This window comes from Xanthomonas sp. Leaf148 (assembly GCF_001423585.1).
GTDB lineage: Bacteria > Pseudomonadota > Gammaproteobacteria > Xanthomonadales > Xanthomonadaceae > Xanthomonas.
On the sequence record NZ_LMOP01000008.1, the window covers coordinates 1285043 to 1306866 of the forward strand.

Here is a 21824-nt window from a genome sequence, read left to right on the forward strand (position 1 = left end):
TCAATGAGCGCTATCGACACCGACCTTGCCACGCTGCTGCGTGAGCGCCGCCATGCCGTGGATGGCGCAATGAGCCGAGACCGGGGCCGCCTGCTTGGCCTATGGTCGCGCTGGCAGGGCAAACCCGGCAACCCGCAGCTGCGCGACGCGTTCGAGCAGGCGCTGGCGGCGTCGCTGACGGAGCGGCAGGCGCGTGCCGAGCAGCAGCCCGCAATCACGCTCGACACGCAACTGCCGATCGCACGCGAAGCCGAGCACATCATCGGGTTGATCCGCGACCACCAGGTGGTGGTCATCGCTGGCGAAACCGGCTCCGGCAAGACCACCCAGCTGCCCAAGCTGTGTCTGGCCGCCGGGCGCGGTGCCGCAGGCATGATCGGCTGCACCCAGCCGCGCCGGATCGCCGCGCGTGCGGTGGCCGCGCGGGTGGCCGACGAGCTGAAGACGCCGTTGGGCACCGTGGTGGGCTTCCAGGTGCGCTTCACCGACCGGGTGAGCGAGCAGTCGCGCATCAAGTTCATGACCGACGGCATCCTGCTGGCGGAGATCGCCAGCGACCGCTGGCTGTCGGCCTACGACACCATCATCGTGGATGAGGCGCACGAGCGCAGCCTCAACATCGACTTCCTGCTCGGCTACCTCAAGCAGCTGCTGAAAAAACGCCCTGATCTCAAGTTGATCGTGACTTCGGCGACCATCGATACCGAGCGCTTTGCGCAGCATTTCGACAATGCGCCGGTGATCAATGTGGAAGGGCGGACCTTTCCGGTCGAAGTGCGCTACCGCCCGCTCGAAGGCGAAAGCGGCGGCGACGATGCGCAGGATGCCGGCCGCGACGGCGAGCGCAGCGTCAACGATGCGATCGTGGCGGCGATCGACGAGATCACCCGCATCGATCCACGTGGCGATGTGCTGATGTTCCTGCCGGGCGAGCGCGAGATCCGCGATGCGCATCATTCGCTGGAACGGCGCAAATACCGCGAGACCGAAGTGGTGCCGCTATATGCGCGGCTGTCGGCGGCCGACCAGGACCGCGTGTTCAACCCAGGCCCGCGCCGGCGTCTGGTGCTGGCCACCAACGTGGCCGAAACCTCGTTGACGGTGCCACGCATCCGCTATGTGGTTGACCCGGGCTTTGCGCGCGTCAAGCGCTACAGCCCGCGGCAGAAGCTGGACCGCCTGCATATCGAGCCGATCTCGCAGGCCAGCGCCAATCAGCGCATGGGCCGTTGCGGGCGAATCGCCGAAGGCATTTGCTACCGGCTGTATGCCGAAGCGGACTTTGCCGCGCGGCCGGCATTTACCGATCCGGAAATCCGGCGCGCGTCGTTGTCGGGCGTGATTCTGCGCATGCTGCAACTCGGGCTGGGGCGGATCGAAGACTTCCCGTTTCTGGAAGCGCCCGACGAGCGCGCGGTGGCCGATGGGTGGCAGCAGCTGCTGGAGCTGGGGGCGATCGACGCCGAGCGCCGTCTGACCGCCATCGGTCGGCAGATGGCGCGCCTGCCGGTGGACGTCAAGCTGGCGCGCATGCTGGTGGCCGCGCAGCAGCACGGCTGCCTGCGCGAGATGATCATCATCGCCGCGTTCCTGGGCATCCAGGACCCGCGCGAACGCCCGCCGGAAGCGCGCGAGGCGGCTGACAATGCGCATGCATTGTTTGCCGATGCGCGCTCGGAATTCGTCGGCATCCTGCGCCTGTGGGACGCGTACCGGCAGGTGCACGAAGACCTCACTCAGTCCAAGTTGCGCGATTGGTGCAACCGGCATTTTCTGGGCTTTTTGCGCATGCGCGAGTGGCGCGAGCTGCATCGGCAGTTGCGCCTGTTGTGCGAAGAACTCGGCTGGAGCGAAGAGCCGGCCAACGTGATGCTGGCGCCGCTGCTGGCGGGCGCCAGTGCGCCTGCGCGCGAGGATGGTCACAACGCCAACCGGCCGACGCGCGGGCAGCTGCATCGCGCCGCGCGTCTTGCGCGCGAAGGCAAATCCGATCCGACTGCGCCACCGACGCAATCTGCTGCGGCGGCATCGAACAAACAGGCCGAGGCCGCGGAAGTATCGGCGCGCGCGAGCGAGCGCGAACGCGCTGCCGCGTACCAATCGCTGCACCGCGCACTGTTGGCGGGCCTACCCACGCAGATCGGCCATCGCACCGAAAAGGGCGACTTCCTGGCGGCGCGGCAACGCCGCTTCGTGCCGTTCCCGGGTTCCGCACTGGCGCGCAAGCCACCGCCGTGGATTCTTGCGGCGACCTTGCTGGACACGCAAAAAGTGTGGGGCATGACCAACGCCGCGATCGAGCCGGATTGGGCCATCGCCGAGTTGCCGCATCTGCTGGCACGCAAGCATTTCGACCCGCATTGGTCGCGCGCCCAAGGGCAGGTGGTGGCCTCGGAGCAGATCAGCCTGTTCGGGCTGGTGCTGGCGCCGAAGAAGCCGGTGCATTTCGGCAAGATCGACCCGGCCGCCGCGCACGATCTGTTCGTGCGGCAAGCCCTGGTGACCGGCGAAATCAATACGCGCGCGGCGTTTGTGGCCGACAACCTCAAGGTGCTGGAACAGGCGCGTGAGGAAGAGGCCAAGCTGCGCCGTGCCGGTATCGTGGCCGACGAAGGCTGGCAGGCGCGCTGGTATCTGGACCGCATTCCGGCCGAGCTGCATTCGGCCAGCGGCCTGGATGCGTGGTGGAAAACCTTGCCGCCGGACAAGCGCCGCGGCCTGCACTGGACCTTGAACGATCTGCTGCCTGGCGAAGGCAGCGAAGCCGATCGCTTTCCGAAGTATTTCCCGCTCGGCGATGCGCGGCTGCCGTTGCAGTACCGCTTCGAGCCGGGTGCGATCGATGACGGCGTCACCCTGGACGTGCCGCTGCACCTGCTCAATGCGCTGGACCCGGCGCGCCTGTCATGGCTGGCGCCTGGCTTTGTCGCCGACAAGGCATCGGCGCTGATCCGCAGCCTGCCCAAGGTGCAGCGGCGCAATTTTGTGCCGGCGCCGGATTTCGGGCGTGCGTTCTACGAGGCCTACAGCCTGCCGTCGGCCGACGATATCCGTGGCGAGCTGGCGCGCTTTCTGTCCAAGGCCACCGGTGTGCAGGTCGCCGCGCTGGATTTCGACGAAGAATCGCTGGACACGCATCTACTGATGAACCTGCGTCTGCGCGACGACGATGGCAAGGTGCTTGCCGAATCGCGCGATTTGGACGGGCTGCGTGCGCGCTTCGGCGAACGCGCCGGGCAGGCGTTTGCTGCGCGTGCCGGGCGCGCGTTGGCTGCGGAAGGATTGCGCGATTTCCCCGCCACGCCGATTCCCGAACAGGTCGCCGGCGAGGCCGGTGTGCCGGCGTACCCGGCCTTGGTGGATCAGGGCGACGATGCTGCCTTGCGTATCTTTGCCGATCGCAACGACGCCGCGCAGGCGCATCCACGCGGCGTGCGTCGCCTGCTGGAAATCGCGTTGGCCGACAAGATCAAACACGCGCGCAAACAGTTGCCGGTCTCGCCCAAAACCGGTCTGCTGTACGCAGCGATCGAATCGCAGGAGCGCCTGCGCGGCGATCTGGTTGATGCCGCGCTCAATGCGGTGCTGGCCGATGGGCTGGGCGCGATCCGCGACCCGGGTGCGTTTGCGCAACGCCGCGACGATGCGACCAAGCGCCTGTTCGGCGAAGCGATGGAACGGCTCAAATTGGCCGAGAGCATCCTGGGCGCCGTTGCCGAGCTCAAACCGTTGCTGGAAGCGCCACTGATGGGCTGGGCACGCGGCAATCTGGACGACATGGAGCAGCAGTTGCGCGCACTGGTGCATGCGGGCTTTTTGCGTGACACACCGGCAGAGGCGCTGGCCAATTATCCGCGCTATCTCAAGGCGATGATCCTGCGGACCGAGCGTGCCAAGCGCGACCCGGCGCGCGATCAGTCGCGCATGCTCGAGCTCAAGCCGTTTGTGGATGCGTTGGGCGATGCGGCTGCGCGTGGATTGCAGCAGCGTGCCGACTGGCAGGCGCTGCGCTGGGATCTGGAAGAACTGCGGGTGTCGGTGTTCGCGCAGGAGCTCGGTGCCAGGTCCGGCGTGTCGGCAAAGAAATTGTCGCAGCGGGTGGCGGCGTTGCGCTGATGAGTTGTCGGCGGATTGCGTACGGCTGCTTGCAGCCCGCTGTAGCGTGATCCGTTCGCACTTACCTGGCGACGAGTGATGGGCCATGCGCTTGGCCGCCGCAATGGCATGTCGGTCGCTTGCCTTGCCATGCGTGACGTCTAGATCATGTTGCGTGGACGAGCGATGTGTGGCGTACACCGACGCCTCGCCAAACAGTACTAGTCGATGCAGGTTTCCAGCGCTCCCCGCGCGTGCGGCCACATGGCAGTGGCCGCACCCACGAAGACGCCAGCGTCAGAACGTCGCAGCCTCAGAACTTCACGTGCAGGCTCGCCATATAGCGTCGCCCGCTTTTGTAGCGGCCGGCTAGATGGTCCTTGTCGCCGAGATACTGCAGATACTCTTCATCCAGCAGGTTCTGCCCATCGATCTGCAGCGACCAGTTCGGGCTGAATGCATAGCCGATGCTGGCGCCGAGTTCGGCGTAGTCGTCCACGCTGGCCGGTGCCGCACCGGCCACATAGCCGCCGGCGAGATAGCTGTCGCGCCAGTTGTAGGTCAGTCGCGCGTTGAGCGGGCCTTTCTCAAAGTACGGGCTGAAGGCCACGCTGTTGCGTGACTGGTACGGCAGCGCATCGCCGGTGTTGTTTTCGCCGTTGGCGTAGGTGTAGTTGGCGGTCAGGCCAAAGCCGCTGTCGCCAAAGGGTTGCTGGAATGAGAGGTTGAAGCCCTTGACCTTGCCGTCGCCGGCATTGCGCGGCCGCTGCACGCTGTAGTCGCAGTAGCCGTCGGCGGTGCAGCCGTTGCTGCCGAGCAATTGCGCCCAACTCTGCGGTGCGGTATCGCGCAGCGCGTTGTACTGACGCTCCACGCTGGCGCTGGTGTCGATGTAGTTGTCGATCTTTTTGTAGAACACCGACCACGCCACCACCGATTGCTGTGCGAAGTAATACTCAGCCGATAAATTGAAATTCCACGATTCATATGGCGACAGCTCGGCGTTGCCGCCGCTGCCGGTCAGCGTGGTGTCGTTGAGGAAGGTGTTGTTGACCATCTGGTTGTAAGGCGCCCAGGCGATCACCTTGGCAGCCGCGAAGCGGAACACCCAGTCCTCGCTGGCGTCGTAGGACACGGTCAGCGACGGCAGCAGAAAGTCCTCTTTGCGGGTGCGCGTCTGCCACAGGCTTTCGGCGTTGGCCAGCGACGGTGTGCCGCTATAGACAAAGCCGCTACCCTCGGTCTTGGAGTCCACATAGCGCACGCCCAGATTGCCGCGCAGACCGCCGCCGGAGAAATTCAACTGCGCGTAGGCCGCGTTATTGGTCTGCTCCAGCGCCCAGCTGTTGTTGAGATAACTTGCCGGATCCGGCGCGTTGTAATCGACCGGGCTGTTGCGGATCCAGTTCAGCACATTGTTGCGCCCGGCCTGCACGTGCTGGCCGTGGTCGGGATAAAAATCCTGCAGGTCGGTCAGACCGATCGTGCCAACATCGGCCAATGTGCCAGGGGTCACTCCGCCGTAGACGTTGAGCTCGAAACGTTCCTCATGTTTGCCATGACGCACGCCCAGCAGTAACTGGTTGAACACGCCATCGAACTGCACATCCAGATCCAGTTGGCCGTAGGTGTCCTTGCTCTCGGTGGAGAAGATGCCGTTGTTGCCGAACCAGCCGCCGGCCGAGCCCCAATTGACCGGGTCGCGTGCGCGCGCAGGGTCATCGAACTGGATGCCGCGGCGCGTGTCCCAACGGAAGCCGCCGTTGTAGAACGGCTCGATGAAGTATTGCGACAGATCCTTGTTTTCGGATTTGCTCTGTCCCACCTGTCCCTTCACACCCCAGCCATCGCCGCGGAACGCGCCGCGCAGATCCAGGCCTTTGGTGGTGACTTCCGATTCGCGCACGTTGTTGTCGTAGATCACCGTGCCGCCAAGCGGATCGGCATTGGCGCTGGAATGGCCGCTGGTCACCACGCCGTTGCGCACATCGCCGAGCTGGTCCACCGCGGCTACCGTGCCGGCATTCCAGGTCAAAAAGCTGTACATCGACTGGTTGTAGTTGTCGAACTTCTCGTTGATGTACACGCCGCTCAGATTGAATTCCAACGCGTCGCTGGGCTTGAGTTGCAGGTTGACCACTGCGCTGTCGCGCTCGCGGTCCTGCTGAAACCACGCAGCGTTGATCGAGTTGGGCACGTCTGCATCGGCCGGAACCGTGCCTGCGGCGTTGGCGAAGGTGCTGGCAGGCGCATAGCCGAATACTTCCATGCCGCGGCGGTCCACGCGTTCTTCGTAGTGCTGCGCGGACACGGCAATGCCGAAGGTTTCTGCGGGATTTTTCCAGCTATAGAGCAGGGCCGCATTGGGATTGCCCTTGCTGGCCTGGTCGCTGTAGCTGTAGCCGATGGAGCCGGCGATCTCGTTGGCCTTCAGATCCAGCGGTTGGCGCGTGTGCATCAGCACCGTGCCGCCGAGGCTGCCTTCGGTCAGCCGCGCTTCGGAGGACTTGAGGATCTCCACGCGGCCCAGGATCTGCGGCGCCAGCAAGGTGTAATCGAATCCGCGGCTGGGCTGCTCGCCGTACAACCAGATCGCCTGCGCCACCGGGTGGCCATCCAGGAACGACAGGTTCAAGCTCGGGTCGGTGCCGTCGATGCTGACGCGCTCGCCCTGGCCGAAGCGTCGGTCCAGGGTGACGCCGGGAATCTGCGACAGCGCTTCGGCCACATTGGTGCTGGGAAACTTGCCGATGTCCTCGGCAGTGATCGCTTCGGAAATGCCGGTGTTGTTACGTTTGGTATCCAGCGATTTTTCCAGGCTGGCACGGATGCCGACCACCTGGACGGCGTCCAGCTCGGTGGCTTGCCGGCCAGGGCTGTCCTGGGCTTGCGCGGTGACCGCCAACGACAACGCAATCGCACTGCACAGCAGGGTGGTGCTGTATTTCATGATGTCTCTCCTCATCACGCACAGGGATGGATGGCGGGCCGTGGCTCGCCGGATGCGGGGACTGAAAGTAGCTAACAAAACGACTGTGCTCACCGCCAGGCGGGCGCGGCCGGTGCTCGGAATCGGCATGTACCCCTCGTACACTCCGGTTCTGAGCGCGCCGTCCACACCCACCTGATGACTGCTCGCTACGTTTTGTTAGCCACTTTTAGTAACCGCACGTTCGGGAAAACGCGCGGCGGAACGCTTACGACACGTCAGCGTGGTGTTGCAGATACCAGTTGGCTGCACCGAGCACACCCAACTGCCCGTGCTCGACCAGCTTGACCGGGATGCGTTCGAGCACCGCGCGCATGTTGCCCTTGTCCAGAAAACGCGCGCCGAACGTGCTGGACGCCAGAAAGTGTCCGATCGTCGGCAGAATGCCGCCGGCCAGATAGATGCCGCCGGCAGCGCCGTAGGCCAGCGCCATGTCGCCGACGGCGTGGCCGAGCAGGGCGCAGAACACGTGCAGGGTTTCGCGCGCCAGTGCGTCGTCTTCATGCAATGCCGCATGCGTGATTGCCGCAGGCTGCTGATGACGTTGCGGCGAACCGTGCAGCGCACACACCGCGGCATACAGCCGCAACAGTCCAGGGCCGGATAACACGTGCTCGAGCGGCAGATAGTGTTGGTCGCGCAGCAGGATGCGCAGCAACTGCTGTTCGTGCGCGTGCGTGCTGGCCAGCGCGACCTGGCCTGCTTCGGTCGCCAGCACGATGGGGCGCGGCTTGGCATCGATCCACACCGCCGCGCCCAATCCGGTACCGGGGCCGACCACCAGCATCGGCCCGGCGCTGCGTGCATGCCGCGGCGTGGGACCGCTCAGTTGCAGCACCGCACGCGCTTCCATCTGCGGCGCCGCATAGGCGACCGCTTCGAAGTCGTTGACCAGATGCAAGTTGCGCAGTTCCAACGCGGCGCGCAGGCGGCTGAGCGAGATACTCCATGGCAGGTTATTGCTGATGAAGCTGCCGTCGTCCAGCGCAACGCCAGCGCTGGCGATCACGACCGTCTCGACACGGCTCACCTGCGGCAGGAAGTCGGCCAGGATGGCGTCCAGGCTGGCGTAGTCGCCGCAGCGATAGGTGCGGTAGTGGGCAAGCGCAATCGCTGCGCCCTCTGGCTGCAGCACGTGGCCAAGACGCACATGCGTGCCGCCGACATCGGCCGCGATAAAGCCGGTGGCCGCAGCAGCAGGCGTGGCAGAAGCGTGAGCAGAACGCGAAGTCGCAGCCACATGCAGTCCTTAGTCCGTCTGATCAGCCGATGCCATCAGCGCGTAGCGGCCTGTTTAGAAGTTGGTGACAACGATGTCAATGGTCCAGTCGGGTTGGATCGATCTTGTTGGCAGGCTCAAGTGCAAAAACCGCGCTTTGGACCGGTTCTATGCGGACTTCATTGCGCAAAGTGGACAAGACGGTGCAGTCGGTGCGCTTGCAGTTGGCGCGGTGACGGTGTGCAGGCGTGCTCAGCTGGTGCGCATGCACGCGGTGCCAGTGAGGTGCGAGTCCACCGACCACCTGTCTTTATTTGGGAGCGCTACACGACATCGCGAACTACTGCCTAGTAAAGCCGAAGCCATTGGCATGCCCAGCGTCACGCAGCGTCACTGCCGTTTGCGGATCAAGGTTGGCTATGGACGATGCCGAACGGCGCGCCGCGCGATGCGTTGCCCGCGCTCACTGCAAAAGCAATTACCGTTCAACCCGCAGCAGCGCGACTCGCAAGTCCGGGCAACGTGCTGCACGCGGCATTGTCGGTGGGCGGTGCTGTAGAGGGATATTGCTGCTTGCCAAGCACATAGGTCTGGCTGGTGGCGACGAATCCATCCGCATAGGTGGCTTCGACGAAATAGGCGCTCCAACCGGCATCTGGAATCTGCACCGGCACCGAGACGGCGTTGCCGCGTGCAAGCGCAATCGGGGTGGCGTGGTAGCGGATGCCGCAGGCATAGCGGAAGTCGCGCGCCTGCGGATTGGTGGCCGCCCACAGCCGCACTTGCGTCGGTCGTTCCGACGAGCGGAAGCGAATGTGCGGTGCGTCGCCTGCGCGCAATGTATCGCTCACATTGGGGAGCGAGCGCTGCTGCTGCAGCCGCGCAAGAAACGGCACCAAGCTATCGACGATCGATGTGCGGATGCCGTTGTGCGCGCTGTTGGGCACCATACGCAAGGCCTTGCTGCCAGGCAGCGCGTCATAGAAGAACTGCGTGTTGTCTGGCAGAAAAAAATCATCGCCGCTGGCGTTGACGATGTACTTGGGCACCCTCAAGCGCTTGCGATAGGGCGTGTGCAGATAACTCAGCGGGTCCTGCAGTTGCACCAGTTGCGCGAACGCCGGGGTCTGCAATTGCGCGGTAATTCCCTGCTTCGCATAGGCGTTGAATGCAATCGGCCAGTTGCCACCGTACGCCCGATACATGTGGTCCAGCACGGCCGGCATGTTGAGGATGTCGATTACGAACGGCACCACAGCGTCCACGCGTGGGTCGGCGATGGTGGCGTGCCAGCTGGCCCAGCCGCGCTTGGATGCACCGGCAAGAATGAAGCGATGGATCTGCAGCGGTGCCAACTCGCGCTCGGCCAGACTCATGGTTCGCGCGATCGCCGCGGCCATCGGTACATGCAGCGGCATGGTCTTGCGCTGCTGTGGCGATTGCAGAAACAGCGACCAACTGTAGGCGACGCTGTCGTCCTCGCGGCGCGGGGCGGAATCGCCCTGATACTGCAGCGCCTGATTGGGGATGTCGCTCAGCGCGATGACCACGGTGCGGCTGCGTTGCGCCAGCGCCGCTAGCGCTTCCGGCGGCAACTCGCTGGCCGGCTGTACCGCACTGCCGGCGACCGGATGACGCGTGCCATTGGTGGAGATCAATAACGCGCGCGTCGGCAGCGCATCGTCGGGCACATACATCGCCACGTCATGCTGCCAGGTGGCCGGGGTGACGAGCCCTTCAGGCGACCATGTCTGCGAGGTCAACAGGTACTCGCGCCGCTCGACACCAGCGATGCGGCTGGTGGCCCCTCGCGTGTAGACCAGCGGCTGCTGTTCTACTGCATCGCGATAGCAGATCAGGGCCTGATCAAACCCGACCTGGGGCGCGGTGGCGCAGCGTTCGGTAGCAGTGGACGCCAGTGCTGGCCCTGCGATCAAGGCCAGCAGTGCAATCCCGCAGCGTGTCATCAGGCGCATCGGCATTCTCCGTCAGCGGCGCTGGGGGGCAGCGCGATCAAGGGTCCGGCCTGCGCCAGACGCGCAGATCAAACCCGTTGTCGGTGGCCAGTCTGGCACGTACGACGCATCCATCCTTTGCAGTGCCCACACCAGATGCCGGCGAAAACGAAGTCAGGGCTGTCGGCGAACAGAGGCCGCTCCATTGATTTACCAGCTTCTCGCAGAAGCGCGCTTACAAGCGGTCGGACAGTGCCGGCCAGTCTTCATCGCACATCCGCGCGCGCCGGCAAGGGGCTGCGTTTCTCTGCTTCTGCAGCACCTTTCCGCCATCCGCACTGCTTGTACGGGCTAACACTTGCAAGGGCTAAAAAACGCGGCGAGCGGCCGTCAGCGATGCATTGACGGCGTACTCAGCACCGAAGCGTACGACGGGCCCATGCCGCACCAAGCACCTAGCACCGGCTAAGCCCGCCTGACGGCGAGCGCAGTCGTTTTGTTGGCCGCGCTTACTTGATCCGCCGCACCTTGGCCGGGGTGTTGTACCCCTCGATCTGCAGATACCACACGCCGACCAGGCCGGGCTTGATCTTGACCTTGGGAGCCTCCTTGCGCACGCCGGAGAGGCTGGCCACATCGGTTTGTTCCCATTCCTGACCATTGGCCAGCGTATAGACGCGGCCTTTGGAGAAGCCCTTGAACTCGCCGACGATGTTGCTCTCGATCGGCTCCTTGCTGCCGAAGTCGAAGAAACCACGGTTCTTGACGATGATTTCCTGGCGGCCGGCTTCCTTGGCCTGTTCGACCACGACGGCGGCTTCCTTGGCGACCTTGCCCTGCAGCCAGTCGTTGAGCGCAGCCAGTTCGCTGGCATCGAGCTTGTCTAGGCCAGCAGCCTTGAACTGTTCGGCGCTCATCTGCGACTGCAGATCGCCGTGGACTGCGCGCTGCGCCAGGGCCGGGGTGGCGGTCAATGCAAGAGACAGGCAGACCAGCAGGGGAATGCGGCGCACGAGCGACATGGAAGCCATCCGACAGGGAAGAGGTGGCTAGTGTAGACGCTGTGCCGTGCCAGCCGGCGCCGGTCAGTCCACGCGATCGGCAGCGGCTGATGGTGCCTTCGCGGGGCGGGCCGGGCGGCGATAGATGAATTCCGGCGCCGACGCAGCCGCCTCGGTGTCGGCAATCGCGCGCACCTGCGCATGGTCGGGCGAGCGTTCGCAGACCGGGTCAAGCGTGGCGGCATCGCCGCTGAGCGCCAGCGCCTGGCAGCGGCAACCGCCCCAATCGATCTCGCGTTTAGGACACTCCTGGCAGACCTCGGGCATCCAGGCGGTGCCGCGAAACCGCACGAACGCCTCGCCGTTGTTCCAGATATCGGCCAGCGAGCGCTCGCGCAGGTTGTCGAAGCGCATGCCGTCGATGGTTTCGGCCGCGTGGCAGGGCAGCACGTCGCCGCGTGGAGAAATATTGACGAAGCGCTGGCCCCAGCCACCCATGCAGGGCTTTGGCAGGCGCGCGTAATAGTCGGGGGTGACGAAGTCGATCGCCAGACGATCGCCGAGCTCGCGCCGCGCGGTTTCCACTGCGGTAATGGTGTCCATCAGCTGCTCGCGGCTGGGCATCAGCGCAGCACGATTGCGCAGGCCCCAGCCGTAGTACTGGGTGTGCGCCACTTCGATGCGCTCGGCCTGCCATTCCAGCGCCAGCGCAATCATGCCGGGCACGCGGTCGGCGTTGTGCCGGTGCAGCACCGCGTTGATCGTGAGCGGCAGGCCGCGTGCACGCACAGCCGCGGCAAAATCACGCTTTTTCGACAGACTATTGCGATACCCGGCGATGCGGTCGGCGCCGTCCGGGTCGACGTCTTGCACGCTCAGCTGCACATGCTCCAGTCCGGCGGCTTGCAGTTGGTCCAGCATCGGTTCGCCGCCGGCCACGCCGGAGGTGATCAGGTTGCTGTACAGCCCGAGCTCACGCGCATGCGCCACCAGCTCGGGCAGATCCTTGCGCAACATCGGTTCGCCGCCGGAAAAATGCGCCTGCAGCACCCCCATCTCGGCGGCCTGCTGCAGCAGCGAACGCCAGCCGGCGGTATCCATTTCTTCGCGTAGTGCCGCCAGTGCAATCGGGTTGGAGCAATACGGGCATGCCAGCGGGCAGCGATGGGTCAGCTCCAGCAGGACCGACAGCGGTGGCGGTGCAGTGTTCATAGCCGCAACAGACGTTTCTGGTGCAGTGTGTTGGTCAGTTCGATCACATCCACTTCGATCTCGGCGGCGTCGGCATCGAACTCTGCGGCCAATTCCTGCGCAATCTGCGCCAGCGAACGCGCGCCATCGAAGCGCTGCGCCACCACCTGGGCGATCTCGTCGAGTTCGACCACGCGTTCGGGCGCAAGCAGCACCCACTGGTCGCGTGTGCGGTCGTGCTGCAGACGCACGCCTGCGCGCAGTGCTGGCTGACTCTCGCGTGTAATGTCGCTCACGCAGCGGCCCGGCGGGCGTCGCGGTCGGGCACGAACGCGTCCGGCCACACGATGCCCGGCGTGACATAGGCCACGTGCAAGGCATCCAGCTGTGCCCACAACACCGAACATTTGAAATGCAGCGCGGCCTTGACCAGCTGCTGTTTTTCGACCGTATCGGCGTGCTGCTTGACGTAATCGAGCGCGAAATCCGAATCGCGCGGCGCCTCGGTCAGGCGATGCTCGAAGTACGCCAGCGCCTCGGACGAGACGAAATCGTAGTGCTTGAGCATGCCGGCCACGCGCTGGCCGATGATGTTGGGAGCGAACAGTTCGGTGAGCGAGGAGGCAATCGCCTCGAGCAGGCTTTTTTCGCGGACGAAGTGCAGATAGGCCTGCACCGCAAACCGCGTGCCGGGCAGCAAGGCGCGCCCGGATTCGACCAGGCTGCGATCCAGGCCCAGCGCGTCGGTCAGATGCAGCCAACGTGCGATGCCGCCATCGGTGGCGCTATTGCCGTCGTGGTCGAGGATGCGCTGGCGCCAGATTCGCCGCAGCGCCGGATCTTCCATGCGCGCCAGGATCGCCGCATCTTTCAGCGGAATGCAGCGCTGGTATTCGAAGCGATTCAGCGCCCAGGCCTGCACCTGGCCGCGATCGAGCTTGCCGTCGTGCAGCAGCGCATGAAACGGATGCTGGTCGTGATACAGGCGTGCGCCGATCGCGCGCAGATCCGCTTCCAGTTGGTCGGGAGTGAGCAGGGCGGTCACAGCGTGATCTCCAGGCCGTCGTGGGCAACGTTCCAGCCGCTGGCACGCGCACTGGCGTACTCCGGCGAGTGGATGTCGAGCACGGGATTGGTGGTGTTGAGATGGATGAAAATCTTTCGTTCCACATTCAACGGCGCGAACGCAGCGATGGTGCCGTCGGCGCCATCGATACTCATGTGGCCCATGCGCTGGCCGGTCTTCTGGCTGATGCCAAGTTGCACCATCTCGTCGTCGCGCCACAGCGTGCCGTCGAAAAAGACCAATTCGGCTCCTTGCAGGCGCGCGCGCAGTGCATCGGTCATCGCCGCGCAGCCGGGGATGTAGTGCACGCGGTGCTGGCCATCGTCGATGGTGAGTCCGAGGGTTTCTTCGTTGGAGCCAGCCAGATCGCCGCCGCTGCGCGATTCCATGAACAGCGGCACCTTGCCTGGCACCGAGAAGGGCGTCAGCTGCAGGCCGAGCAGCGACACCGGCGTGTCCAGCGCAAATGGCTGGCGTGTCACGTAGTTTGGATTCACCGCGTCGAAGATGGGGTTTTGTGCCAGCAGGTCCAGCACGCGGCTGCTGGCATGCAGCGAGAAGGCTTGGCTTTCGCGCATCGACAACAATCCGGCAATATGGTCGATCTCGCCACTGGTCAGCAGCACCGCTTCGATCGGCGAATGGCGCAGGCTGTGCTGCGGCCATAACGCGGGTGTGGCGAGAATCTGCTGACGGAAATCGGGGGACGCATTGATCAGAACCCAGCGCTCGCCGTCGGCACTGACCGCGATGCTGGCTTGGGTACGACGTTGGGCACCGTCTGCTTGTTGCCAGGCCCGCTGACTTGCGGGTGTATGGCAATTCCACTGCGGGTGCCCACCGCCGGCCGCCGATCCCAAAACGATGATGCGCATGGAAACTGTTACCTACTCTGCCGGCAGTTGCCGGTCATGCATCAAAAGGAAGGGCGGCTGGTGCGATTGAGACGTGCCGGATCAAAACTCGCCAGAGACGTAGCAGTTGATTTCGGCGCCACAGTTGACTTCACGAACGACAGGCTTCTTCCAGGTCTTCATCGGCTACCTCGCAGTGGGTGGAAAAACGCCGTCGCGGCGCAATGCAGCGATGACGTGAGCCGAGCATAGGCAGCCGGTTTATTCCAATTGTAAAGAGCTTGTAAAAAGCTGGCATTGCGTCGCAATTGGCACGTCGCGCCAGCGCCTATCCATCGCAGAGCGGTTGCGAATCAAGACCTTGGCGGGTGAACCGACCATAAGCGCAAACATGCTGCCGGCCGGCATTTGCGCCGAAACTGCGCGTTGTAGAGAAGGTGACGCGCACGTTACCGTAGCTGTCAGACCCCAGTGATCGCCGGCCGCCGTGTCCACCGTTGTGACCAGTTCCTCATTCGAACGCCTGCATGCCTTGCTGCAGCGCCCGGCCGTTGCGTCGATCGCACCGGCATTACGCGATGCATTGGCGCAGGCCTGGCAGGAGGCGCCGCCCGCGCAGGCCGACAGCGTGCCGTGGGCGCTGCTGGCCGACACGCTGGACGTGCTGGCGTCGCTGGCAGCCGACGAGGCCACGGTGATTGCGGCCTTGCTGTTCGATCTGCCGGCATTACGCGGTGCGGTGGCCGGCTTGCCCTGGCAACCGGCGGAGCGGCGCGTGGCAGTGGAAGGATTGCTGGATGGCCTGGATGCGGCCGATCAGGTCTGGGCGCTGCATGCCGGGCGCGAGGCCGGGCGCAACAGCGAGGGCTTGCGGCGCCTGCTGTTGTCCATCATCCACGACCTGCGCGTGGTGCCGATCCTGCTGGCGCGGCAGCTGACGCGCATGCGCGTGGGCGACCGCCTCAGCGAGGAGCAGCGCCGCGCGCTGGCCCAGCTCACCCGCGACATCCATGCGCCGCTGGCCAACCGGCTGGGCATCTGGCAGGTGAAGTGGGAGCTGGAAGACCTGGCCTTCCGGCACCTGGAACCCGATACCTATCGCCGCATCGCGCGCGAAGTGGACGAAACCCGGGTGGCGCGCGAGCGTTATATCGAGGCGGTCAAGCGCACCTTGTCGAGCGCATTGGCAGGGCAGGGCCTGCGCGCAGAGGTGAGCGGGCGGCCGAAGCACATCTACAGCATCTGGCGGAAGATGCAGAAAAAGCGGCTGTCGTTCGACCAGCTCTACGACGTGCGCGCGGTGCGCGTGATGGTCGACGACGTGGCGGCCTGCTACGCGGCGTTGGGCGCGGTGCATTCGCTGTGGGCGCCTGTGCCCAGCGAGTTCGACGATTACATCGCCCGGCCCAAGGCTAACGACTACCGCTCGCTGCATACCGCGGTGGTCGGCCCGGAGGGGCGCACGATCGAAATCCAGATCCGCACCCACGAGATGCATGCCCAGGCCGAGCTCGGCGTGGCCGCGCACTGGAAGTACAAGGAAGGCGGCAAGGGCGCCGAAAAAGCCTTCGACCGCAAGATCCTGTGGATGCGCCAGTTGCTGGAACAGGTGCAGGAAGGCGACCACGGCGAGTTGGCCGGTGCGCTGGATGCCGAGCTGATCGAAGACCGCGTGTATGCGCTGACGCCCAAGGGCGAGGTCATCGATCTCCCGCAGGGCGCCACCCCGCTGGATTTTGCGTACCACGTGCACACCATGGTGGGGCACCGCTGCCGTGGAGCGCGGGTCAACGACCGCATCGTGCCGCTGACCTATCGGCTGCGCAGCGGCGACCGCGTGGAGATCATGACTGCCAAGGAAGCCGACCCGCGTCGCGACTGGCTGCTGGCGTCCAACGGCTTTCTGGCCAGCGGGCGTTCGCGCGACAAGGTGCGTGCCTGGTTTCACAAGCTCGACCGCGCGCGCAATGTGCAGGCGGGCAAGGAGTTGCTTGATCGCGAGCTCAAGCGTCTGGGTCTGCAGCATGCCGATCTAAGCGTGGCGACGCGCAAGTTCCATGCTGAAAACGTCGACGATCTGTATATCCAGGTGGCGCTGGGCGATACCGGGCCGAACCAGGTGAGCCGTGCGCTGCTGGAAGCCGAGCGCGCGGCCTCGCAACCTGCGGTGCCGGCGCCGCCGCGGCCGACTGCGCGCCGCGAGAGCTTGGGGAAATCCAAATTCACCGTGCAGGGCGTGGGGAATCTGCTGGTGCAACTGGCGCGGTGCTGCCAACCGGTGGCCGGCGAACCGATTGCCGGCTACCTCACCCGCGGCCGCGGCATCACCGTGCACCGCACCGACTGCGCGGCACTGGCACGGCTGGCGGCCGCCCACCCGCAACGCGTGTTGCCGGTGGAGTGGGGCAAGGCCGGCAGCGGGTATGAAGTAGATGTGCAGGTGCGCGCGGTGGACCGCCGCTGGCTGCTCAAGGACATCACCAACCTGATCGCGCAGGAAGATGCCCACGTGCTGGAAATCAACAGCGACAACGTGCGCGACACCGGCAGGGCGCAGCTGCGACTGCGGCTCAAGGTGAGCGACTACGACCAGCTGTCCGCCCTGCTTGGCAAGCTGGATGCCTTGCCCGGCGTGAACGAGGTGCGGCGGCTGGGCTGAGCGCGATCAAGCGGCGTTGCGTGTTTTTGGCGAATGCTGCTGGTGGTTGGGGTGGCGCACATCATCTTGGGATGGCGCAGAGCATCGGCTGACTCTCGGTGTACTGCGCTTCGGGAGTCGCTTGCGCGGTCTCCGTGCTGCGGGCCCCACGTGTCAGCCACCCCAGGCGTCGTGCAACTGCCACGACGATGCATTGATGCACCAGAGCAGTCCGGACAGCGCACCCGCACCCGCAGCGCTTGCCTTGACCAATTCCGAATCCGCCAATCCCGCCCCTACACCGTCTTCGCAACACGGCCAGCTACCATGCGCACGTGAACGCGCCCCCGTCAGGTCGCGCCAAGGATGGACGCTACCGTATGTTCCCGCTGCCGCGCTGGGTCAGGTCGCCGCGCCTCTGGGCGCCGTTGCGCAGCCGTGCACTGTGGCGCGTGGTGCTGGCGCTGGCCGCCTGTCTGCTGTTGAGCGTCATCGCGCTGCGCAAGCCGCTGGGCGATGTGCTGTGGCCGGATACCCGGATCCAGCAACTGCTGCAACGTGGCGATGTTGCGCTGTCGCGCGGCAAGCTCAGTGCCGCCGATGGCAGCGGTGCGCGCGAACTGTTTACCGCGGCGCTTGCGTTGGACAACGATCGTAGCGAGGCGCGTGTCGGGTTGGCCCGGACCGGCGTGGCTGCCGTGGTGCAGGCGCGCGCCGCCATCGCGGCCGGTGATGCGGACGCCGCGCAGCGCACGCTGGCATTGGCAACTGCACTGGAGGTGCCGCAGGCACAGGTGGCGCCGGTTGCGCTGCGGCTGCGTCAACTGCAGGCGCGCCGCGCCGGGCTGGATGCCTTGCTGGCGCAGGCCGTTGCCGCCCAGCAGCAAAGTCGCCTGGATGGCACGCCCGACAGCGCGCTGCCGCTGTATCAGCGCATTTTGACCCTGGCGCCCGACCGCACCGACGCGCTGGAAGGGCGCGAAGATGCCTTGACCGATCTCTTGGCGCAGGCGCGTCACGCGCTGGCGCGCGACGCACTCGGCGAGGCGGCGCGCCTGCTGGCAGCGGCCAAACGTTACGACGCCGGGCATGCCGACGTGCCGTCGACCGAAGGGCACTATCACCGTGTGCTGGATCAGCGCCGGCAACGTGCCGAGGCATTGCTGCGACGCGGTCGATTGGCCCCCGCTGCACGCGATTTCAACGCCGTGCTGGCGGCCGAGCCGGCCGATGTCGGCGCGCAGCGCGGGCTGGAACGGGTGGCCAGCGAATACGCCGCGCAGGCAGGCCGGCAGGCCGCGGACTTTCAGTTCGACGCGGCGATGCAGTCGTTGCAACAAGCGCAGTCGCTGGTGCCCGGCGCCGCATCCATCGCCCAGGCCGAGCAGGCCATCGCCCGCGCACGTGACGCCCAGCGCAGCCCGGAAACCGGTCTATCGCGCGGCGTGCGCGAGCGCCGTCTGCGCCTGCTGTTGCAACGCGTCGCCGACGCCGAAGCGCGGCAGCAATGGATGACGCCGCCCGGTGCCAGCGCCTACGACGCGGTGCGTGCGGCGCAAGCGCTAGCACCGCGCGATCCACGCGTGCTGCAGGCTGCCGCACGCGTGGTGCCGGCCAGCCAGCGCTGTTTCGAAGACGAGCTGCGCAATAACCGTCTGCGTGCCGCGCGCGGCTGCCTGGATGCCTGGCAGGCGCTGACGCCGAATGGCGATGCGCTACCCGGCGCGCGTCGACGCTTGGCCCAGCGCTGGGTCGCGGTCGGTAGCGAGCGCCTGGGCCAGGAGGATGCGGCGTTCGCGCGCCGTGCCCAGGACGAAGCGCAGCAACTGGATCCTGGTTTGCCGGAGCTGGCCGAATTCACCCGCCGGGTCAGAGCGGTGGCAGAGCAGCGCTGAGGCGTGCGCTGTTTTGGTCGGCGTTTGGCCTGTGCATGCCGGTAGTGGATGGTGATCAGACCGGAGACATCCAGGAGCGCTTCGACGTCATCTTCGCCGCAGGCAATGGCCGACCAGCTTGGGCGCATCAGGCGATTGCTCAGGGCGAGATAACCATGGCGGCTGGCCGCACCCGCAGCACTGCCCCTGTCGCGCAGAAGATGACCTCAGAGCGGCTAGCAAGACGTAGTGCGCGGTTGACAGGTGGGTGTGGACGGCGCGCTCAGAACCGGAGCGTGCGCGTGATACATGAGCATTCCGAGTGCCGGACGCGCTCGCCTGGCGCAGCAAAGTAGTTTTGTTAGTTGCTCGCAGTCCGTACCGATTGTTGCTCCCTTCTCCCACCGGGAGAAGGTGCCCGAAGGGCGGATGAGGGTACGAGCGAAGCTTGGCGATTCATGTGCGCGTTCGTCGTCGCGGTGAGCGAACTGTGCGAAGTCCCGCGTCCTGCGCGCCAAGACATCGATGCAGCCCGCAATGATCTGCGTGGTACGACGACCACTGCTCGATCCGCAACGCACCCGTGAGTCACCAGGGGCGCCACCTCAGTCCGCGATAAACAGCTCGCGGACCGTCGCGCGCGCTGCGTCCAGCGAGAAGTGCTCGGCCACGTTGCGCAGCCCGTTGTCGGCCAGCTTCTGCCATAGCGCTGCATCCTGATACAGCCGCACGATGGCGCTGGCAAAGGCATCGGCTTCGTCGGCCACGCAGACATCGTCGCCATCGCGTAGATGCATGCCTTCCACCGCGCAGGTGGTGCCGACCACCGGCTGACCATGCGCCATGCTTAGATTGATCTTGCCTTTGACGCCGGCGCCGAAGCGCAGCGGGGCGACCGCAATGCGGGCGCTGTCCATGAACGGCACCAGATCCGGCACATGGCCATGCAATCGCACGCCGGGGCATTCGTCTGCAAGCAGCTTCAGCGCCGCCGGCAGATCCGCACCGATGCAATGAAATTCCACGTCGGGCAGTTGCGCGCGCACCTGCGGGAAGATCGCGCTGATGAACCACTGCACCGCATCCACATTGGGCGGATGGCGGAAGCCGCCCACGAACACCAGATTACGGCGTTGCAGGAAGCTGTGGCCGCTGCCGGCGACCTCATGCAGGTTGGAGAGCAGGGCAGTGCGGATCTGCGGCGCGTCCGCGCGCAATTGCGCCTGTTCGGCAGCAGACACCAGCAGGGTGACGTCGGTGGCCGCCATGATTTCCAGTTCGCGTACGCGGGTGCGTTCGGCGCTGCGCAGCAGATTGGCATCGCCGGCAAGCTCGGCGCCGCGGCGCTCGCGCAGGTAATGCAGGTCGACGGTGTCGAACAAGGTGCGTGCCTGCGGCGCGTACTGTTTCAACAGTGGCAGGCAGGCGTGGGCAACGTGATGCCGCACCAGCAGCACTACCGCAAAGCGCGGGCCGTGCGCGCGCAACCAGCTGCCGATGCCGTCCAGGAACGGCGCATACCAGACCTCCACGCCTAGTTGCTGCAGCGCCTGGGTGTGGCGTCCTGCATGTTCGCGCCGGGTCGGTACGAACACCACATGGGCGCCTTCTTCGCGCAATAGCCGGATCAGATTGAACTGCCGCAACGAGCCGGAATCGCGATCCGGGTGCGGCACGCCTTCGTCCAGGATCAGCACCTGGCGTTGCCCGCGATGCAGTTGCGCCGGCCCGGGCACCGTGCCGACCGGCAACTGCGTCGCCAGCGCCTGCTGCCATTTTTCTGCGAAAACGGCTTGATTGCGCACCTGATAGGCCTTTACTCCGGTGCGCGTGTCGGTGCCGTTGCTGGTGCCTTCGTCATGCACCACCACACTGGCCGGCTGCACCAGAACCTGATGCCCGGCGGCGCGCACTGCAAAGGCCAGGTCGGCAGCATCCCAATCCGATGAGGTATCGCACCCCTTTAGCCTGCCTAGCGTCTGCAACAGCGCCCGTGGCAGCGCGATCGCCGCGCCCGAGCAGTAGTCCATCGCGCGCACATAGGCATAGCGCGGGTCGTCGGCCGACTCGAAGCGGCCGTAGCTCCAGGCGCTGCCGTCGCCGAAGACCACACCGCCGGATTCCTGCAGGCGCCCGTCCGGATACACCAATTGCGCGCCGACCAGGCCAGCGTTCGGATGCGCGGCGAAGGTGCCGATCAGTCGATCCAGCCAGCCGGGTTGCGGAATGGTGTCGTTGTTGAGCAACACCACGTATTCGCCACGCGCCAGCGCAATCCCGTCGTTGCAGGCAGCAATGAAGCCGCCGTTGCTGGTGCGCAGGTGGTAGTGCAGGCCGGCAATCTGCGGCAAGTGCACGCCGGTGGCATCGCTGCTGCCGTCGTCCACCACGATGATCTCCACCTCCAGCGTTGGTGGATGTGCAGCCAGCGCACGCAGACAGGCCAGCGTATGGGCGATGTGGTTGTAGACCGGGATCACCACCGTCACGCGCGGCACGGCGCTGTGCGGTACTGCGAATGCAGCAAATGGCGCGGCATCGGGCAGCCATAGCGGTGTGCCGAGCGCAACCGGCGGTGCCTGCGTGTGTACGCGAATGCGCTGCCAGGTGGCCCGCCACCCGCGTGTACGCATGCTGGCCACGCTGCGGTGGATCAGGCCGAGCACGCGATTGAACAGATAGCGCGCATCGGCCAGGGACATCGACATTGCGTTGAAACTCCAGCGGAGAGACGGGTGAATGGAGTCAGCAGGGAGTGCGATGGCGCAGCCGGCAGACAACCGCCGCCAGTGTACCGAGGAGCACTGGCCGCGCCGAGCACCGGCCGCGGCGGCGTGGCGGTGAGCGTGGACGTTTGTTAGCCGCGCTTAAGTCGGCGGGGCCAGCGGGCCGCAACCATGACAGCGCTGCGCTAGACTCGCCCGACCCTACATTCTCGCATC

13 protein-coding genes and 2 other RNA genes are annotated in these 21824 nt (G+C 65.5%); 4 read left to right on the forward strand and 11 right to left on the reverse strand.

Annotated elements, in window-relative coordinates:
• Positions 1-3 precede the first annotated feature (3 nt).
• Positions 4-4116 (forward strand): ATP-dependent RNA helicase HrpA, encoded by a 4113-nt coding sequence (gene hrpA / locus ASF90_RS10015; RefSeq protein WP_055849147.1) that lies wholly within the window; start codon positions 4-6, stop codon positions 4114-4116.
• 292 nt (positions 4117-4408) lie between these two features.
• Here the strand turns inward: hrpA and ASF90_RS10020 are convergent, their stop codons facing one another.
• Complete coding sequence (locus tag ASF90_RS10020) at positions 4409-7045, reverse strand: TonB-dependent receptor (RefSeq protein WP_055849150.1); 2637 nt, start codon at positions 7043-7045, stop codon at positions 4409-4411.
• 127 nt (positions 7046-7172) lie between these two features.
• Here ASF90_RS10020 and ASF90_RS22010 point away from each other — a divergent pair.
• Positions 7173-7249, forward strand: a non-coding RNA gene (locus tag ASF90_RS22010) — sX9 sRNA.
• A gap of 43 nt (positions 7250-7292) precedes the next feature.
• Here ASF90_RS22010 and ASF90_RS10025 read toward each other — a convergent pair.
• From ASF90_RS10025 to pqqA, 8 genes are all read right to left on the reverse strand, one after another.
• Positions 7293-8324, reverse strand: coding sequence for a glucokinase family protein (locus tag ASF90_RS10025; RefSeq protein WP_055849153.1), 1032 nt, complete (start codon positions 8322-8324; stop codon positions 7293-7295).
• Positions 8325-8788: 464 nt separating this feature from the next.
• Positions 8789-10279 (reverse strand): PhoPQ-activated protein PqaA family protein, encoded by a 1491-nt coding sequence (locus ASF90_RS10030; RefSeq protein ID WP_055850346.1) that lies wholly within the window; start codon positions 10277-10279, stop codon positions 8789-8791.
• 488 nt (positions 10280-10767) lie between these two features.
• The gene (locus ASF90_RS10035) at positions 10768-11280 is read right to left on the reverse strand and encodes a hypothetical protein (protein ID WP_055849156.1); all 513 of its coding nucleotides are present in this window, start codon (positions 11278-11280) and stop codon (positions 10768-10770) included.
• 63 nt (positions 11281-11343) lie between these two features.
• Positions 11344-12471 (reverse strand): pyrroloquinoline quinone biosynthesis protein PqqE, encoded by a 1128-nt coding sequence (gene pqqE, locus ASF90_RS10040; RefSeq protein ID WP_055849160.1) that lies wholly within the window; start codon positions 12469-12471, stop codon positions 11344-11346.
• Entirely contained in the window at positions 12468-12746 is a 279-nt protein-coding gene (gene pqqD / locus ASF90_RS24225) for a pyrroloquinoline quinone biosynthesis peptide chaperone PqqD (protein WP_055849163.1), read from the reverse strand. Before pqqD ends, pqqE begins: the two co-directional genes overlap by 4 nt.
• Positions 12743-13495: a pyrroloquinoline-quinone synthase PqqC gene (gene pqqC, locus ASF90_RS10050; RefSeq protein WP_055849166.1), complete on the reverse strand. Its 753-nt coding sequence runs from the start codon at positions 13493-13495 to the stop codon at positions 12743-12745. The genes pqqD and pqqC overlap by 4 nt, the downstream gene beginning before the upstream one ends.
• On the reverse strand, positions 13492-14391 hold the full coding sequence (gene pqqB / locus ASF90_RS10055) for a pyrroloquinoline quinone biosynthesis protein PqqB (protein ID WP_055849169.1): 900 nt from the start codon (positions 14389-14391) through the stop codon (positions 13492-13494). The genes pqqC and pqqB overlap by 4 nt, the downstream gene beginning before the upstream one ends.
• A gap of 81 nt (positions 14392-14472) precedes the next feature.
• Entirely contained in the window at positions 14473-14553 is an 81-nt protein-coding gene (gene pqqA, locus ASF90_RS22015) for a pyrroloquinoline quinone precursor peptide PqqA (RefSeq protein WP_002812057.1), read from the reverse strand.
• Positions 14554-14857: 304 nt separating this feature from the next.
• Here pqqA and ASF90_RS10060 point away from each other — a divergent pair, with 304 nt between their 5' ends.
• Together ASF90_RS10060 and ASF90_RS23860 are read left to right on the forward strand one after the other, a co-directional pair.
• A complete protein-coding gene (locus ASF90_RS10060) occupies positions 14858-17029 on the forward strand; it encodes a bifunctional (p)ppGpp synthetase/guanosine-3',5'-bis(diphosphate) 3'-pyrophosphohydrolase (protein WP_330218876.1) in 2172 nt (723 codons plus the stop codon).
• Positions 17030-17388: 359 nt separating this feature from the next.
• The gene (locus ASF90_RS23860) at positions 17389-18903 is read left to right on the forward strand and encodes a hypothetical protein (protein WP_055849173.1); all 1515 of its coding nucleotides are present in this window, start codon (positions 17389-17391) and stop codon (positions 18901-18903) included.
• A 213-nt stretch (positions 18904-19116) separates the two neighbouring features.
• Here the strand turns inward: ASF90_RS23860 and ASF90_RS22020 are convergent.
• A non-coding RNA gene (locus ASF90_RS22020) (sX9 sRNA) lies at positions 19117-19193 on the reverse strand.
• A 294-nt stretch (positions 19194-19487) separates the two neighbouring features.
• Positions 19488-21590 carry a glycosyltransferase gene (locus ASF90_RS10070; protein ID WP_055849177.1) on the reverse strand — a complete coding sequence of 701 codons (2103 nt, stop codon included), beginning with the start codon at positions 21588-21590 and terminating at the stop codon, positions 19488-19490.
• Positions 21591-21824 lie beyond the last annotated feature (234 nt).

Excerpts from the sequence above, each read along its gene's own strand:
- ASF90_RS10035 (WP_055849156.1), bottom strand. The coding sequence starts at position 11,280 with ATGTCGCTCGTGCGCCGCATTCCCCTGCTGGTCTGCCTGTCTCTTGCA.
- ASF90_RS10020 (WP_055849150.1), bottom strand. The coding sequence starts at position 7,045 with ATGAAATACAGCACCACCCTGCTGTGCAGTGCGATTGCGTTGTCGTTG.
- pqqB (WP_055849169.1), bottom strand. The coding sequence starts at position 14,391 with ATGCGCATCATCGTTTTGGGATCGGCGGCCGGCGGTGGGCACCCGCAG.
- pqqA (WP_002812057.1), bottom strand. The coding sequence starts at position 14,553 with ATGAAGACCTGGAAGAAGCCTGTCGTTCGTGAAGTCAACTGTGGCGCC.
- ASF90_RS10070 (WP_055849177.1), bottom strand. The coding sequence starts at position 21,590 with ATGTCGATGTCCCTGGCCGATGCGCGCTATCTGTTCAATCGCGTGCTC.
- ASF90_RS23860 (WP_055849173.1), top strand. The coding sequence starts at position 17,389 with ATGTTCCCGCTGCCGCGCTGGGTCAGGTCGCCGCGCCTCTGGGCGCCG.
- ASF90_RS10030 (WP_055850346.1), bottom strand. The coding sequence starts at position 10,279 with ATGCGCCTGATGACACGCTGCGGGATTGCACTGCTGGCCTTGATCGCA.
- hrpA (WP_055849147.1), top strand. The coding sequence starts at position 4 with ATGAGCGCTATCGACACCGACCTTGCCACGCTGCTGCGTGAGCGCCGC.
- pqqE (WP_055849160.1), bottom strand. The coding sequence starts at position 12,471 with ATGAACACTGCACCGCCACCGCTGTCGGTCCTGCTGGAGCTGACCCAT.